At 63.9% G+C, this 14,043-nt stretch carries 15 protein-coding genes; 4 read left to right on the top strand and 11 right to left on the bottom strand.

All coding sequences use genetic code 11. The annotated features are described in order from the left end of the window. Window positions 1-761: 761 nt before the first annotated feature. From E3O28_RS15070 to E3O28_RS17095, 3 genes are read right to left on the bottom strand one after another with little or no spacing between them, the layout of a single operon-like run. Complete coding sequence (locus E3O28_RS15070; protein WP_198411435.1) at window positions 762-1,727, bottom strand: radical SAM protein; 966 nt, start codon at window positions 1,725-1,727, stop codon at window positions 762-764. A gap of 50 nt (window positions 1,728-1,777) precedes the next feature. Next, window positions 1,778-2,590, bottom strand: coding sequence for a PhnD/SsuA/transferrin family substrate-binding protein (locus E3O28_RS15065; RefSeq protein WP_104101612.1), 813 nt, complete (start codon window positions 2,588-2,590; stop codon window positions 1,778-1,780). Then, window positions 2,587-3,183, bottom strand: coding sequence for an acyl-CoA dehydrogenase family protein (locus E3O28_RS17095; RefSeq protein ID WP_233191444.1), 597 nt, complete (start codon window positions 3,181-3,183; stop codon window positions 2,587-2,589). Before E3O28_RS17095 ends, E3O28_RS15065 begins: the two co-directional genes overlap by 4 nt. Window positions 3,184-3,531: 348 nt before the next feature. On the opposite strand from E3O28_RS17095, the gene E3O28_RS17090 reads away from it, so the two are divergent. Next, a complete protein-coding gene (locus tag E3O28_RS17090; RefSeq protein WP_233191443.1) occupies window positions 3,532-3,759 on the top strand; it encodes a hypothetical protein in 228 nt (75 codons plus the stop codon). 18 nt (window positions 3,760-3,777) lie between these two features. Here E3O28_RS17090 and E3O28_RS15055 read toward each other — a convergent pair whose 3' ends face one another. The 3 genes from E3O28_RS15055 to E3O28_RS15045 all read right to left on the bottom strand — a co-directional run bounded on the left by E3O28_RS15055 (window position 3,778) and on the right by E3O28_RS15045 (window position 5,837). Next, complete coding sequence (locus E3O28_RS15055; RefSeq protein ID WP_134416642.1) at window positions 3,778-4,173, bottom strand: hypothetical protein; 396 nt, start codon at window positions 4,171-4,173, stop codon at window positions 3,778-3,780. Next, window positions 4,170-4,706, bottom strand: coding sequence for a TQO small subunit DoxD (locus E3O28_RS15050; RefSeq protein ID WP_134341957.1), 537 nt, complete (start codon window positions 4,704-4,706; stop codon window positions 4,170-4,172). Before E3O28_RS15050 ends, E3O28_RS15055 begins: the two co-directional genes overlap by 4 nt. Before the next feature lie 396 nt (window positions 4,707-5,102). Next, on the bottom strand, window positions 5,103-5,837 hold the full coding sequence (locus E3O28_RS15045; RefSeq protein ID WP_104101598.1) for an SDR family oxidoreductase: 735 nt from the start codon (window positions 5,835-5,837) through the stop codon (window positions 5,103-5,105). Between the two features lie 286 nt (window positions 5,838-6,123). Between E3O28_RS15045 and E3O28_RS15040 the strand changes: the two genes are divergently transcribed. After that, entirely contained in the window at window positions 6,124-6,828 is a 705-nt protein-coding gene (locus E3O28_RS15040; RefSeq protein WP_134373454.1) for a hypothetical protein, read from the top strand. A gap of 42 nt (window positions 6,829-6,870) precedes the next feature. On the opposite strand, the gene E3O28_RS15035 is transcribed toward E3O28_RS15040, so the two are convergent. The 5 genes from E3O28_RS15035 to E3O28_RS15015 form a co-directional block, all read right to left on the bottom strand. Beyond that, a complete protein-coding gene (locus E3O28_RS15035) occupies window positions 6,871-7,500 on the bottom strand; it encodes a DUF808 family protein (RefSeq protein ID WP_347232395.1) in 630 nt (209 codons plus the stop codon). Between the two features lie 57 nt (window positions 7,501-7,557). Further along, a complete protein-coding gene (locus E3O28_RS15030; protein ID WP_104101593.1) occupies window positions 7,558-8,499 on the bottom strand; it encodes a Brp/Blh family beta-carotene 15,15'-dioxygenase in 942 nt (313 codons plus the stop codon). Beyond that, window positions 8,496-9,695 carry a lycopene cyclase family protein gene (locus E3O28_RS15025; RefSeq protein WP_134416640.1) on the bottom strand — a complete coding sequence of 400 codons (1,200 nt, stop codon included), beginning with the start codon at window positions 9,693-9,695 and terminating at the stop codon, window positions 8,496-8,498. Before E3O28_RS15025 ends, E3O28_RS15030 begins: the two co-directional genes overlap by 4 nt. Window positions 9,696-9,828: 133 nt before the next feature. Next, the gene (locus tag E3O28_RS15020) at window positions 9,829-10,452 is read right to left on the bottom strand and encodes a LysE family transporter (protein ID WP_104101588.1); all 624 of its coding nucleotides are present in this window, start codon (window positions 10,450-10,452) and stop codon (window positions 9,829-9,831) included. A 50-nt stretch (window positions 10,453-10,502) separates the two neighbouring features. Then, on the bottom strand, window positions 10,503-11,396 hold the full coding sequence (locus tag E3O28_RS15015; RefSeq protein WP_104171245.1) for a DUF808 domain-containing protein: 894 nt from the start codon (window positions 11,394-11,396) through the stop codon (window positions 10,503-10,505). A 197-nt stretch (window positions 11,397-11,593) separates the two neighbouring features. On the opposite strand from E3O28_RS15015, the gene E3O28_RS15010 reads away from it, so the two are divergent. Next, window positions 11,594-12,160, top strand: a complete 567-nt coding sequence (locus E3O28_RS15010) for a PadR family transcriptional regulator (protein ID WP_104101585.1) — start codon at window positions 11,594-11,596, stop codon at window positions 12,158-12,160. A 37-nt stretch (window positions 12,161-12,197) separates the two neighbouring features. Beyond that, the gene (locus E3O28_RS15005; protein ID WP_134416638.1) at window positions 12,198-13,904 is read left to right on the top strand and encodes an AarF/UbiB family protein; all 1,707 of its coding nucleotides are present in this window, start codon (window positions 12,198-12,200) and stop codon (window positions 13,902-13,904) included. Window positions 13,905-14,043 lie beyond the last annotated feature (139 nt).

Raw genomic sequence — 14,043 nt, 5'->3', positions numbered from 1 at the left:
TCGCCGTCGCGGCGCAGGCCGCGGGGGTGTCGCGTCCTACTGGGTATCGGTGGTTAAGCGAGCATCAGAAGGTGCTGCCATCACCGGTTCAGGATTTCAGTGTCGCCCGTGTCGGACTTTGATCGTTGCGAGAGCGAGAAGAGATCGGATTCCAGCTCGCCCGGGGTCACGGGGTGCGTCGCATCGCAGCGGCACTGGGCCGGGCGCCGTCGACGATCAGTCGGGAGGTGACCAGAAAACAGGCCGCCGGCCGCTACGTGCCCTCGCTCGCGCAGGAGCAGACCTGGGCAAGGGCTCGGCGGCCAAGAGCCCGGAAGCTGGACGGATTAGCGTTACGGGAACAGGTCACCGTGATGCTCACTGATCGGTTCAGCCCGGAACAGGTTGCGGGTCGACTGAAAGTCGAGCATCCGAAGAATCTGGAGATGCAGGTGTCACACGAGACGATCTACCAGGCCCGCTACGTTCAAGGTCGTGGATCGTTGCGCTTGGAAGTTGCCGCCGCGTTGCGGTCAGGGCGGGCAACACAGCGACCGCAGAGGCCGGAGGGTCCCACCAGAGGCCGTAGGGTCCGGGATCCTCGAGAACGTTGCCGCCGAGCTCAACCGCCGGCCCCGCACACGCCACGGCTACCGAACGCCCGCAGAAGACCTCGCCATACTAATCTCGAATCGAACAAATCAAACCGGTGTTGCACACACCACCTGAATTCGCCGCCCGGGTGAACCGAGACCACGCGGATGCTCGCCGAGCCGATACGGTCACGCGCAGGGGAACCATTCCGAGATTGCGTTGGCGGAACGGCGATGCGCGATGAATCGGCGGGTCACTTCAGCGATCGCATCTGCAAGCGGGAAGATGTTTTCCGTTACGAATTGGTCGTCGTGGTCGGCGGCAACGGGATGCCAGTAAACGCCGTCGGCGGTGATCGTCACCTCGGGTATGAGCGAGTCAACGGTCAGTTCTATGCCGGATTCAGCGACTCCGCGGTGGGCGAGTGCGCGGATTACCTGGTCGTCCCGCAGGATACCGAGAGTATCGAGAAAGGCGTGAAACGGCGCGAGTTCGTGCATCTGGTCGGCCGGCAAAGTGGCTGCGACCTTGACTCGAAATCCCTCGTCGTGTGCGATTTGGATGCCCGCGACGGCCCTGGCCCAGGACCCGGAGCCGCGGTGGCTGTCATGGATCTCGGATGTGGCAGAGTCGAGACTGATCTGCAGCACGAGCTGGGAGCGGTCCATTCGACGCAGGCGCTCGCGCCGCCTGCCGTGAAAAAGCATGCCGTTGGTGAGCAACGTCGTGGGCAGTTTGTTCGTGCAGGCATTGACCAACTCGTCGAGGTCATTCAGCAAGAACGGCTCTCCGCCGGTGAGGATGAGCTCTTTGACGTCGGCATCTGCAGCCTCGTGCGCGATCTGCCGGACTCGATCCATTCCGATGGCTCTCCGCTCTGCCTTCGGAGACGACCGAACGCAGCAATAGTCGCAAGCCAGATTGCAATCGAAATTGGTGTATACCCAGACCCGGGATCCTGGGAGCTGACCGGGATCGAGCCCGGCGAGCGGGTCGGGCGAGCGGCCGTGGAGCACGGTGATGGCCGACCCCACCATGCTGACGATCTCATTCCCACTCGAAAGGCACCACGCTGAGATGAGTTCCAGGGCGGCCTCCCGATCGCATGTCCCGAAGTCGACAGAAGCCGTACGGCCTGTTGCCACCCGGCTCACGTTCTCGACCAGGTCGAGGAGCAGGCCCGCGCCTACCGGAGGGCTCGCGGTCACCAGCGGTCCGATACTTTCTGTTCCCGCACGGCCGCGATGAGCGAGGCATACCCGTCAAGTTTCGGCGACACCCACGCCCGCAGGCCTTCCATCTCGAGGATTCGCTGATGTTCGAGGTTCTCCCAGTCCATCGCGAATAGGTTTGCCACCCACTCGTCCGACCGGTCGATCGTCAGCGACGGCATGGCGGTGAAGGTGCAGTGGCTGTACTCGGGGGAGATCCAGAAGGACTCGAACGCGCCGGGGAGGAGCTCACCGCGACCGATCGCTTGCCACGTGTTGATGCCGATCGCCGCAGCATCCGCCCGATCCTCGAGCACCGCGCGAAGGGCGTCGAGTTCGCTCCTGCCCGTATCACCGTGTTTCCCGACATCGCTATTGATGCGAGTGAGATCGACATCCGTTTCGCCGATCCCCGCCTCACGCAGGAAATGTACGGGAAGGATGGCGGCTTGCGCTGAATCGCGTGACCCCAGGGCAAGTCGACGTCCACGAAGACTCTCCAGCCCGGTGAAACCGCTGCCTGCTCGGGCGACGAACACCGTCTGGAACACAAGGTCCGTATCCCGGGACGCGAGTGCACGGCATGCTCCATCCGTCTGGGCGACAGTGCGCACCCAGGCCAGGTTGGTATTCCACGCGAGATCGATTGTTCCCGTGATGAGGGAGTCCACCAGACTCGCATAATTTGAGAACAGCATGAAGTCGATCGGCGTTGAGGTCTCGGCGAAGTAGTCTCGCATCCCTTCCCAGATGGGTACGACATTGGGAGAGTACGCAACGGAGCCGATGATCAGGGGCGCACTCACGCTGCAGCACCCGTAGAGGCAGTGTCACGAGTTTGGGCGGCGGGTGCTGCGACGGTTTCCGGGGCGTCGAAAAGTGGGCGGCCAGTGATCGCCCTGCCGTAGAACTCATAGAGCACATCGGATGTCGGAGCCATCACGTGGCCCGCGCGGGCATCGCGAAAGTACCGATCTATTTGCAGGTGCTCCGAGAACGCCGCACCGCCGCAGACGCGCATCGCGGCATCCGTAATTCGCAGTGCGGCATCGTTCGATGATGCCTTGCTGCCGAGCACGAATAGGGGGGTATCCTCCTGCGGGTCAGCCACGCGACCAGCGGCCCGATCAAGGTACGCGCTCGCATTCGCGAGATCGATTGACATCTTCGCCAACTGCGCCCGAATTGTCGGTAGCGCTGACAGGCTTTGGTCGAGATGCTCCAGCCGGGTTCCCACCGTATGCCTCACCGCTGCGTCGACGGCCGCACGGCTGAGCCCGATAGACACAGCCGAGTTGCCGAGATTGAACCACGGCAAAACAGAACTCATCATGAGCCCGAATCCGCTACCGGCCGTCCCGAGACGGAATCCCTCGGAAGAATCCATGTCGATGGTCATCGGGCTCGAGGAGTTCCCACGCAATCCCATACCGCTCCACGGCCGGTCAACGCTGAGCCCCGGGCTATCTGCCGGGACCGCGAACAGGTCGACGGTCTCGGCATCCGCAGTCCCGGTAGAGATGATGTAGACATCCGCGTGGCCTGCGGAGGTCACCCAACTCTTTTTCGCCGAAATATGCATTCCGTCTGACGTCGAGGTCGCGCGCGACACCGGAGTCCAGAAGTGTGAGCGGGAACCCGCTTCAGAGAACGCGAGGGAGGCAAGAGAGCGACCGCTGGCGAGATCCTCGAGGAGTGCGGGCATCCCCGCTGGCGGTGCGGCTGCGACGGGCATGGAAGCGCTCACATGCATCAGATAGATCATGGAGGTCGACCCGCACGCTCCCGCAAGCTGGCTGATGACCTCGACGAGCTCGCGTGGCCCCGCACCAAGACCACCAACCTCAGTGGGCAGAGTGAGTCCGAGCAAACCGGACTCGCGCAGGGCCGCGACGGCCTCATGTGGAAAACGCCCATCCGCATCTACTGCGTGGGCGTGAGTTCGTGCAACGTCGAGCACGGGCTGAACGCGTGAATTCAGGTCCATTACGGCTTACCTTTCGTCGGAATCGTGGGTGCGAATGAGCGAACGGACAGCGCGGGCGAGCATGAGAAGCCCGAGGCCGAGACCACCGGTGACCGCCATGGTAGAGGCGTCGCCCCCCAGCGGCCTGAAAGACGCCGCGAGCCCTGCGAGTTGCGCGAGCGCGGCGACGGTCAGCAGAACACCGGCGGCAGCGTAGAGCGCGGGGCGCCGAGTGGTACCGCCGGCGATGGCGAGTGTGCCACTCACAAATAGAACGACAGCACCAGTTGCCCCGATGTGCACGAAGTCGAATTCGGTCGGAAGCTGGGCGCCGAACACAAAGCCCGCAAACACAAGTGAGGCCAGGCCGAGAAGGACGCTAGCGCGGTCGAAGGCGCTCGAGCCGGCTGGTGATCGCCTCATGACAGCCTCATCATCAGTCGGGCCGCGCGCCCTGAGGATTGCACCCACTGCTGGCGAAGGACACCGTCGATTCCATAGCTTCGCCCAGCTGCGGTCGCGAAGATCGCGAGGTGAGCGAGCGCCATGAGATAGTACGACCAGTGCCATTCGTTCGGGGCGAAAAGTACTGAAAGCGTGATTGCCAGGGTCTGGCCGATGCCGACGACAGCCCAGAAACGCGTGGCGAGGCCGATGAGCAGAAAAGCCCCGAGTCCGCCTTCGACGAGGAGGGTGAACCACCCGAAGACCTCGATATTGGGCAGGATGACGGCTTCGACGAGTGAGGAGTAGGGCGGTAGAACAGGATGGGCGATCGCCTGGCTCGCCCAGAAGTAAAGTCCGTTCTCCTGTGCTCGGCCGAAGTCCGGAGGGATCTTCCAGGCGACATTCTGGATCCACATCAGTGCCACACCGACGCGGAGCACCGCGACCATAACCCCTGTCGCACGGGAGACGGGAACCGCGACAACCGGCGCATCATTGACTCGGGACATGAGAACCGTTCATCTCCAGCATCCAAGCGGCACGGAGAGCAAACCGCAATACCGAGAAGATGGAAAATCCCAAAAAAACTTCCCATCGAAATCCCATCATCTGCCCGACCGTGTTGTGCCATCCTTTCGAAAATGGCCTCTGACGCGCAGGCCGAGACAAAGCGACTGAAGCAGCAAATCGTCGAGTTGGACTATTCAGTCACGGTAGGCGCTTGCTTCGGACGGCCGCTATTTCTGCGTTGGCGGAGCAGTGCCCACGCTTCTGGGGTCGCGACGATCGGCGTTGCGCTTGGCCTGCTGACCGGGCGCCGGATGGGCGTCCCTGCCCTCAGACAAGGGTGTGCGCTCGGCAAGGTGGTCGTCACTCCGCAGGGGTCGAAACCGGCGACCTGACGCTCACACGTTCAGGACTTGCCCAACCGTCGCACCGCCGTCGGCGATGAATTCGGTGCCGGTGGAGTAGGTTGCGTCGGCGACCAGGTACAGAATCAGCTTCGCCACCTCCTCAGGCTCGCCAATGCGCGGGATCGGCTGCCCCGCGTACATCTCCAAACTTTCCATACCGGCGGTCATCGGTGTACGGATGCCGCCCGGGTGCACCGAGACTACGCGGATGTTGTCAGCGCCGAGATCCAGGGCCGCGGCTTTTGTAAGTCCGCGCACTCCCCACTTGCTGGCAACGTAGGCGCTCAGGTTGGAGTAGCCCATGATTCCCGCGGTGGACGACACGTTGACGATGACGCCTCCGCCGGCAGCTTTCATTGATTCAGCGACCGAGCGGATGCCTAGAAAGACTCCGGTCAGATTGATGCCGATGACGCGGTTCCACTCCTCCAACTCTGTGGTGGCAACAGGCGTGAACGCGACGATTCCGGCGTTGTTGATGAGGATGTCAATGTGACCGACGGTGGAGTCGACGTCGGCCACCACCTGCTTCCACTGCGCCTCGTCTGCCACGTCGAGGTGTCGGTAGACGCCGCCAATCGAATCCGCCAGCGCCTGTCCGGCGTCATCGGCTATGTCGGCCACGATGACCCGGGCTCCCTCTGCTGCCAGCAGCGTCGCATCCGCCGCGCCCATACCCACGGAACCGCCTGTCACCAGCGCGATCCTGCCGTCGAGTTTTCCCATGATCGGTCTCGATTCTGTTTTTCTCGCCCCGCTCGGGTCGCAAGACGAACGTCTCGCCACAGTAGCCACGTTCATTGGCAGCGGGCTACCTTGGAGCCATGCGAAAACTCTTCGTCTCGGCATGAGATCAAGAAATAGAAGTGGAAGTATGCTTCCCTGACGATGAGCGTCAGGACGAGCGGGGGTGTGGAGCGGAGTGCCAATGTTGCTCTGGCCCGCATGATAAATTCGATTGTTCCGATACCGGAGCATGACAGCACGCAGAACATCGTCGAGAGGCTCAAGCATGAGCGAGAAACTGAGCTTCCGAGTCCGACGCCTCAATAAGAAGCATCGGACCGCTTTCGTCGCGTTGTTCGCTGAACACCCGCAGGCCGAAGTCGATGACGCGCCTGAGATCTATTTCGACGACACCATCGAACTCCAAATTGAGTCCATGGCTTTGGCCCTCGTCGCCGAAACCGATGACGGCCGGCTTCTCGGCGCTCTTGTCACCGAACCGGACAGCTACGTTGACGAAAATCAGCTCGACGAAGACTCCACCGACGATGACATCGACGATGCAATCGTCAGCGATCACGGCACCGCCGTCTTCGAGTTGCTGATCACCGGTGGATCCGCGCAGGTGTGCCGGGAACTCCTCAACACTCTCGCACCGGCCCTCACCACCCGCGGTTTCGCTCAGGTGCATGCCAGCGTCCCACCAGATCTCGCCGAGGTGTTCCGCGGTCAAGGCTGGGTTGTCCTGCCAGAAAACACGGGTATCGCCTGGATGGGCATGGACCAGTCAGACGAGCAGGTGCGCGACTATGAAGCGGTCCCGAGCAGCTCGCTGGCCGCGTTCCTCGTGATCGACCCCAACGTGTACATGTCTTGGCCGTATGACGCTCCTGACAACCCCGAAGATGACGACTCTCGACAAGAGAACATCGCCACAGGCATGGAGGAGTTCGCAGCCCGGGTAGACGCAGAAGCATCCTCAGATTCTTAGTGGATGACGGCGAGCAGCACGCCGACGCCCGCGAGGCTCTCGTCAGGCCGCTACGCGGTCTGTCCGATTCCGTTCCAGAAAGTGCGACACTCCGGAAAAGATCGCGACAATGCTCAGGCCCAGAATGAGCCCGAACACGGCCGGCATTGACCGCACGATGCGCGCGCCGAGGCCGATCACCGCCAGGGCGCCGAGCGTCAAACCGGTCCCGAAATCGGGATCGAGACCCGCCAGTGCGATGAGCATGATCTCTGTGCTGAGGATCAGGTCGGTGCGAGTAGGGCCGAAGACGAGTTTTCGCTCATCCCGCGGTTCAGTGTCGTCAGCCTCATGGTGGGCGCCGAACCATTCGGTGACTTTCTCCGCACCCTCGAAGCAGAAATAGGTGCCGCCGATGATCAGCAGCCACGGCAACACCCATGGTGCGAATGCGGAAAGGAGCAGTGCGAGCGGGATGATGATGAAGTTGTTGAACAGGCTGCCGAGTGCGATCTGCCTGACAGCGTGGAGTTCGCGTGCCGGTGTGAAAACCCGAACGTACTGTGGGGTGACGGCCGCGTCGTCGATGACGATTCCTGCGGTCTTAGCACTCGCCGTGGGGGCGGCGGTAAGTACGTCATCGACTACGGCGAGCAAGCCGACCGAGATCTGGACCTCCTCGAATGGGGGCATTACCCTGGTGGGCGACGCAGTGCTGACCACAGTTCCGCTCGGCACGGGCAGGAGATGTCACAGCAGAACCGCACCAGCTGCTCGTCGCTGACGAATTTCGTAGGTCACCACCATCATGTGCGGCACGGTGAGCCCTGCCAGACCGATGAACACCAGCTGCAGGATCTGCTCGCTGAGAACGCCGCCGGGGCCGAACGCGACGAGGAAGACCGCTACCGCGAGGAGGGGGACCACGGTGTAGACCACGACCAGGAGGGCCGTCTGCCGTCCGCCGCCCCGCTCCTCCTGGAATCCTCCCTTCAAGTGCCGAAAACTGTGCAGTGCGCAGAAATACAGCACGAAGAAGACCAGCGGTTCTGTGGCCAGGCCGAGCACTGTGGCGAGCACGATCTCAACGCTCTCGCTCGGCCGGTGTCGCAGGGCGACCAGGGCAGCGATCATCAGACCTGCCACGGCGATCGGCCCGAGCCACTCCTGCACGCTGGCCACCACTGCGCCTCCGTCACCGGACAGCACCACGTAGATTGCTCTGACCTGGTCAGGATGCGACAGCGCGGGCACGGTGAGCAGCCCGAATCCGGCGAGAAAACGCAGCCCGACCGACCGGTCCGCATTCCAATCGGAGCCGAAGTGCAGCGCCGACACGAGCAAAAACGCGACCAGGCTCAGCACGGGCGCGACCAGCCAGAGCAGCACCACGCCGACCACGACCAGAATGTAGACCGCGTTGAACCCGGCGAAGCCCAGCGGAGTGCGCCACAGCCCAGCCCGGCGCGCGATCAGTGGATCGAGAGCGCCGTGGGGCAGGCCCAGCACACCGGCGAGGATGCCCAGCAGCACGATTTGAACCGTGGGCGAGGGCATGGGAATGCCCAGTCCGACCACGGCCAGAATGACCAGGGCCAGGCTGGAGAACACCACCGTCTCGGCGGGCACGCGCCGCCGCCGCGGCGTGACGCGGGCGGCCTCGCTACGGGGAGGAGTGGTCTGATCGGTCATCGCTGCACGCTGGTTTCTGTGGTCGGCGTCGGTCTTGTGGCCGGCAGGGTCTGTGCCGGGCTGAACGCCGCAGGCGCGGCCACCTGGGCAAGAAAAGGGGTCCACGGCAGGCTCGCGATGATGCGTGCGTAGTCCGTGGGTCGGGCGCCGTCGCTGAGAAAGCGTACCAGCGCGGCGGGGGCAACGCCGCGGGCGAGGGCGAAAAAATACTCCGCGGTGCGTTCCGGATGCGCCCGAACGGCCTGCAGAAAGATGCGATCGAAGGCGCGCCTCGCCCGAGGTTCGTCTGGGTGGCCCACCGCCCCCTGGCCAGCGAGCAGGCTCTCCGTGCAGAGTTGAGCCCAGCGCTGAATGCGCAGGAACCCGTAGCCCGAGGCAGCCCGCAGCGCCCCGCCGGCATTGCCGGCGTGCACGACCCCGGGGATCGGCGACGCCGTCTGCCGGCCCAGACCCATGGCCAGCACGCCACCCTCGGTGCGCACCCGGCGGGCGTCGGCCAGGCCGAGCCCGGTGAGTACCTCGTCGAGCTCGCCGACCAGGCGCTCCCGCTCTATCGGCGCCGTGCCGAAGCGGGTCCACTCGACGATCGCGCGGTTCCGGCCGAGGGGCAGGGCGTACACAAAGCTCAAACCCTCGGCGTCGGCGTCGAGCGACCCCATCAGCGTGACCTCGCCGAGCTCGAACGGCAACGGATGCTCACGCTCCAGTTCGAAGCCCACGAAGCTCTGGTACAGCATCGACTCGGCGGCCCGTGGTCGGGTGTCAACCACCTGACGGGCCAGTAGGGGGCCCGCGTTCGTCTCAACCCGAACGCCGCCGGGGACTGCGTCGACCGTCTGGGCGTGCACGCCGAGGCGCAGGTCGACGTTCGCAGACTCGGCGATGTCGGCCTGCGCGCTCGCGTAGAAATCGCTGCCCCGAATGTACTGGTAGGCCAGCCCGGGTACCCGATGCCGAACGGTGAGGCCCGCCGCATCCGAAAAGGTCCAGGTCTTCCAGCTTCGTGAGACCAGGTGTGACAGGTCGTGCTGTTCCGGTCGCCAGAAGCACCAGCTGCGGTCGTCCTGATAGGCCGTGCGGGGTTCCAGCACCACGACGCGCAAACCGGAACGTACTCGGGCCAGCCGGGCGGCCAGCGTGAGACCGGCGAGTCCACCACCTAGTATCACGAGGTCGGCGTCCACGGCAGGCGTCATCTGTGCTCCTTGCGCTCGATCACGTCCGAGGTGCCAATGGGACGATCTTCGAACAGCCTAGTGGTCTTGGTATGTGATTTTTCGGCTGCTCACCCGGCTGCGAAAAACACCTTCAACCGGTGGTTTGGATTCCTCAGTGGAGGACCGCGAGCAGCACGCCGACAGCCACGAAGAGCACACCGAAGACGCGGTTCAACACGCGCTGGCCGTGATCGTCGCGGGTGAATCGCGCGAATGAATGCGCTGTTCCGGCGAAGAAGAACCACATCACCAGAATGTCGATCGCAACGACGGTGGCCGCGACGATCAGATACTGGGTCGGCATCGGCCTGTCCACCCGGATGAACTGAGGCAGGAACGCGAGGAAGAACACGATCGCTTTGGGGTTGAGCATGTTCACCCACAGCCCGCGTCGGAACATCGACCAGCGGGGCTCATCGCTCAGGGCCCGGGTGCGCTCGCCATCGAGTTCCGGCTTGGCCAGAAACTGACGGATGCCCAGGTAGACGAGGTAGGCGGCACCCGCGTAGCGAATGACGTTGAAGGCGATCGGAGAACCGGCCACGAGCAGACCGACACCGAGTGCCACGATCACGATGTGGATGAGAAGCGCGGCCTGCTGGCCGAGGATTCCCCAGATGGAGCGGCGAAAGCCCGCGTTGAGAGCGTTGCTCATGGTGTTGATCGCCCCCGCACCGGGCGTGAAGCTGATCAGAGTGCCCGCGCCGACAAGGGCCACCCACAGGGAGAACTGCACCGGGACATCCTCGTTTCATGCTGATTGCGGCTTGCCAGCCGGCGACGGGGTCAGGCCGTTACGCGGTGGGACCGATTCTGCTTGCGAAGGCGCGAGATCCCGGACAGGGCCGCGACAATGATCAGGCCGAGAATGAGCCCGAAAACGAGCGACATCGCGGTGTCGGTGACCCAGGCAATGATGGGTCCGGCAGGTTCGACCGCCTGCGTCACGGCGTGCAGAACGTCGTAGGGAACGCTCCAGATCGTGTCGTTCAGGTTCACGATCACCAGGTGGCCTCCTACCCACAACATGGCGACCGTGCCGATGACGCTGATCACTCGGAACACGGCCGGCATCGATCGCACAATGCGCGCACCGGTGCGTCTGACCCGTCGTACCGGGTGCTTCATCAGCGTCAGCCCGATGTCGTCGATCTTGACCAGCAGGGCGACCGCACCGTAGACGAGCGCCGTCATCCCCAGGCCGATCACGACCAAGGCGCCGAGCGTCATCCAGATGCCAAAATCGGGATCGAGACCCGCCAGTGCGATGAGCATGATCTCTGTGCTGAGGATGAGGTCGGTGCGAATAGCACCGAAGACGAGCTTTCGCTCATCTCGCATCTCAGTGTCGTCAGTGCCGTGATGAACTCCGAACCACTCGGTGACTTTCTCCGCACCCTCGAAACACAGATAGGTACCGCCGATGATCAGCAGCCACGGCAACACCCACGGCGCAAAGGCGGAGAGGAGTAGTGCGAGCGGGATGATGATGACGAATTTGTTGAACAGGCTACCGAGAGCGATCCGCCACACGATGGGAAGCTCGCGCGCCGGTGACAGTCCCTGAACGTACTGAGGCGTGACGGCCGCATCGTCGATCACGACGCCTGCGGTCTTCGCGCTAGCTTTGAGAGCGGCGGTGAGTATGTCATCGACAACGGCGAGCAGGCCGACGGACATCTGGTTCTCCTCGGATTCAGGGGCGTCGTCCTGGTGCAAGGCGACGGCAATGGGGTCAACATTACCGCGCGGCAGGGTGGGCACAGGCGCCTCCCAGACGGTGGAAAGAAGATTGATCCTGGTTTCGCCATCACGTCGCGAACGATATATCGTTAACTATCGTCGAGCCGGATGGCTTCGGCGCTGAGGAGGACATCATGAGTGGTTCATTTATGGGTGACGGGTTCAGGGCACGCCGGGGCGGTGCTGGTGAGGGCTGGCCCAGCGGAATGTGGGATGCCATGGAGCAGCTGCGCGGACAGTTCGACCGCAAGGCCGGTCCGAGAATGGCACGCGGGAACGTGCGTGCGGCGGTGCTTGCGCTGCTCGCCGAGAAGCCGATGCACGGCTATCAGATCATTCATGAGATCGAGGAACGCAGCAATGGCGCCTGGAAGCCGAGCCCCGGCTCGGTGTATCCCACGCTTCAGCTGCTTGCGGACGAGGGCCTCATCAACGCCGAGGAGTCCAACGGTCGCAAGACCTACTCGCTCACGGACGAAGGCCGCGGGGTAGCGGATGCCATGGCCGACCAGCCGGCCCCGTGGGAGGCCCAGAGCGCTCGGGACACCGGGCGGGCGGCCGCGCTGCCCAAGGCCGGCATCGACCTGGCTCAGGCCGCCGCGCAGGTCGCGCGATCCGGCAACCCGGAGCAGGTGAAGCAGGCTGTCGCCATCCTGGATGAGGCGCGTCGCAAGCTGTACGCCATCCTCGCCCAGGACTGACCGAGTGCCCTCAGCACGTCGGCATCACGGAGATCAGATGACCGACGTCGCGGACTTGCGTGCCCGCTACCGCCGGATTTTGCGGTTCGCCGCCCTGTATTTGGCGCAGACGTGGTGTTACGAGGTCCTTCTCCCGCGGGTCGGGCTCGCGCGGGTCGCGGCACGAAGCAGATCGGCGCGACTGCAGCACATCGCGCAGCGCTTCCACGTGCTCGCGGTCGACCTGGGTGGCCTCATGATCAAGGTCGGCCAGTTCATGTCGTCGCGCCTCGACGTGCTGCCGCCGGAGATCACGAAAGAGCTCGAAGGTCTGCAAGACGAGGTTCCGCCGGTGCCCTTTCCGGCGATCCAGGCCGTCGCTGAAGCCGAGCTGGGTGTGACGCTCGAGCGTGCGTTCTCTTACATCGATCCCTCGCCGCTGGCCGCAGCATCCCTCGGTCAGGTGCACCGCGCTCGGCTGTCGGAACTGGATGCCGCCGAGACCGGCCTGCTCGACGTCGTCGTCAAGATTCAGCGGCCGGGCATCAGCGAGATCGTCGAGGTCGACCTCGGCGCTCTCCGACGTGTTGCCCGCTGGCTCAGCCACGTGCGTCTCGTTTCGGATCGCGTCGACATGCCCGCCCTGGTCGAGGAGTTCGCGTTCACGAGTCTTGAGGAGATCGACTACCTGCACGAGGCGGCAAGCGCCGAACGGTTCGAGCGGAACTTCGCAGACGACCCCCGGGTCAGCGTTCCCGAATTGGTGTGGGAGCGCACCACGCGGCGCGTGCTGACCCTCCAAGACGTGACCGCGATCAAGATCAATGACGTCGACGGTCTGAGGGCAGCCGGAATCGACCCGTCAGAAGTTGCCGAGGACTTCGCGGCGGTCATGTTCGACCAGCTCTTCGTCAATGGCTACTTCCACGCCGACCCGCACCCCGGAAACATCTTCGTCACGCCGCTCGCCGCCGGTGTACCCGGAGCGGACCACGGCCGGGCCTGGAAGTTCACCTTCATCGACTTCGGGATGATGGGCGACGTGCCCGATGTCCTGCGTCGGGGCCTGGTGAATCTGCTCATCGCCGCCGCGTCACGGGACGGAAAGGGGATGGTGGACGGCATCCGCGAAGTGGGTGTGCTCCTGCCGTCCGCTGACACCGCCGAACTCGAGCGCGCGATGACGAAGCTGTTCGCCCGTTTCGGCGGGATGGGTTTCGCCGAGTTGCAGGATGTCGACCCGCGCGAGTTCCGCGCCTTCGCCATCGAGTTCGGTGATGTGGTGCGCTCGCTGCCGTTTCAGCTTCCGGAGAACTTTCTGCTCATCGTGCGCGCGATGTCGCTGACCTCGGGAATGTGCAGTTCGCTCGACCCCGCCTTCAATATCTGGAATTCCGTCGAGCCATATTCCGCCCAATTGATCCGCGCCGAGGGCGGGAACGTGGTGCAGGCGACCGCAAAGCAAGTGGCGTCGGTTGCGGCCATCATCGCGCGGCTTCCCCAGCGGCTCGACAGCCTCACGACGCGATTCGACGACGGTACCGTCTCGGTGCAGACTCCCCGGATCGAGCGTCGCTTGGTCATCATCGAGCGAACCGCACGTCAGATCGTCTCGGCAATCCTCTTCGCCGCTCTGCTGATCGGCGGCATTCTGCTTCGTGCCGAAGATGTCGTGCTCGGAACGGTGCTCGTAGCCGTGTCCGCGCTCCCGCTGTTGCACGCCCTCTTCGCCGGGCTATCGGCGCGGCGCGGACCGCTGCTCTAGTCCCGACTGCGTGGAACGCCATTTCAGTTACTGAAATGCCTATGTCTGGTCAGAACGAAAAGCGGGATGCGGGGTTGCCGTCGGCCTCGAGGTCACGACGCGCGCCCGGTCGCTCACTTCACCGCGGCGGCGTCAGAAG

This window comes from Cryobacterium sp. TMT2-14, assembly GCF_004402465.1.
GTDB classification, from domain to species: Bacteria; Actinomycetota; Actinomycetes; order Actinomycetales; family Microbacteriaceae; genus Cryobacterium; species Cryobacterium sandaracinum.
This window is presented reverse-complemented; position numbering and strand designations above follow the sequence as displayed.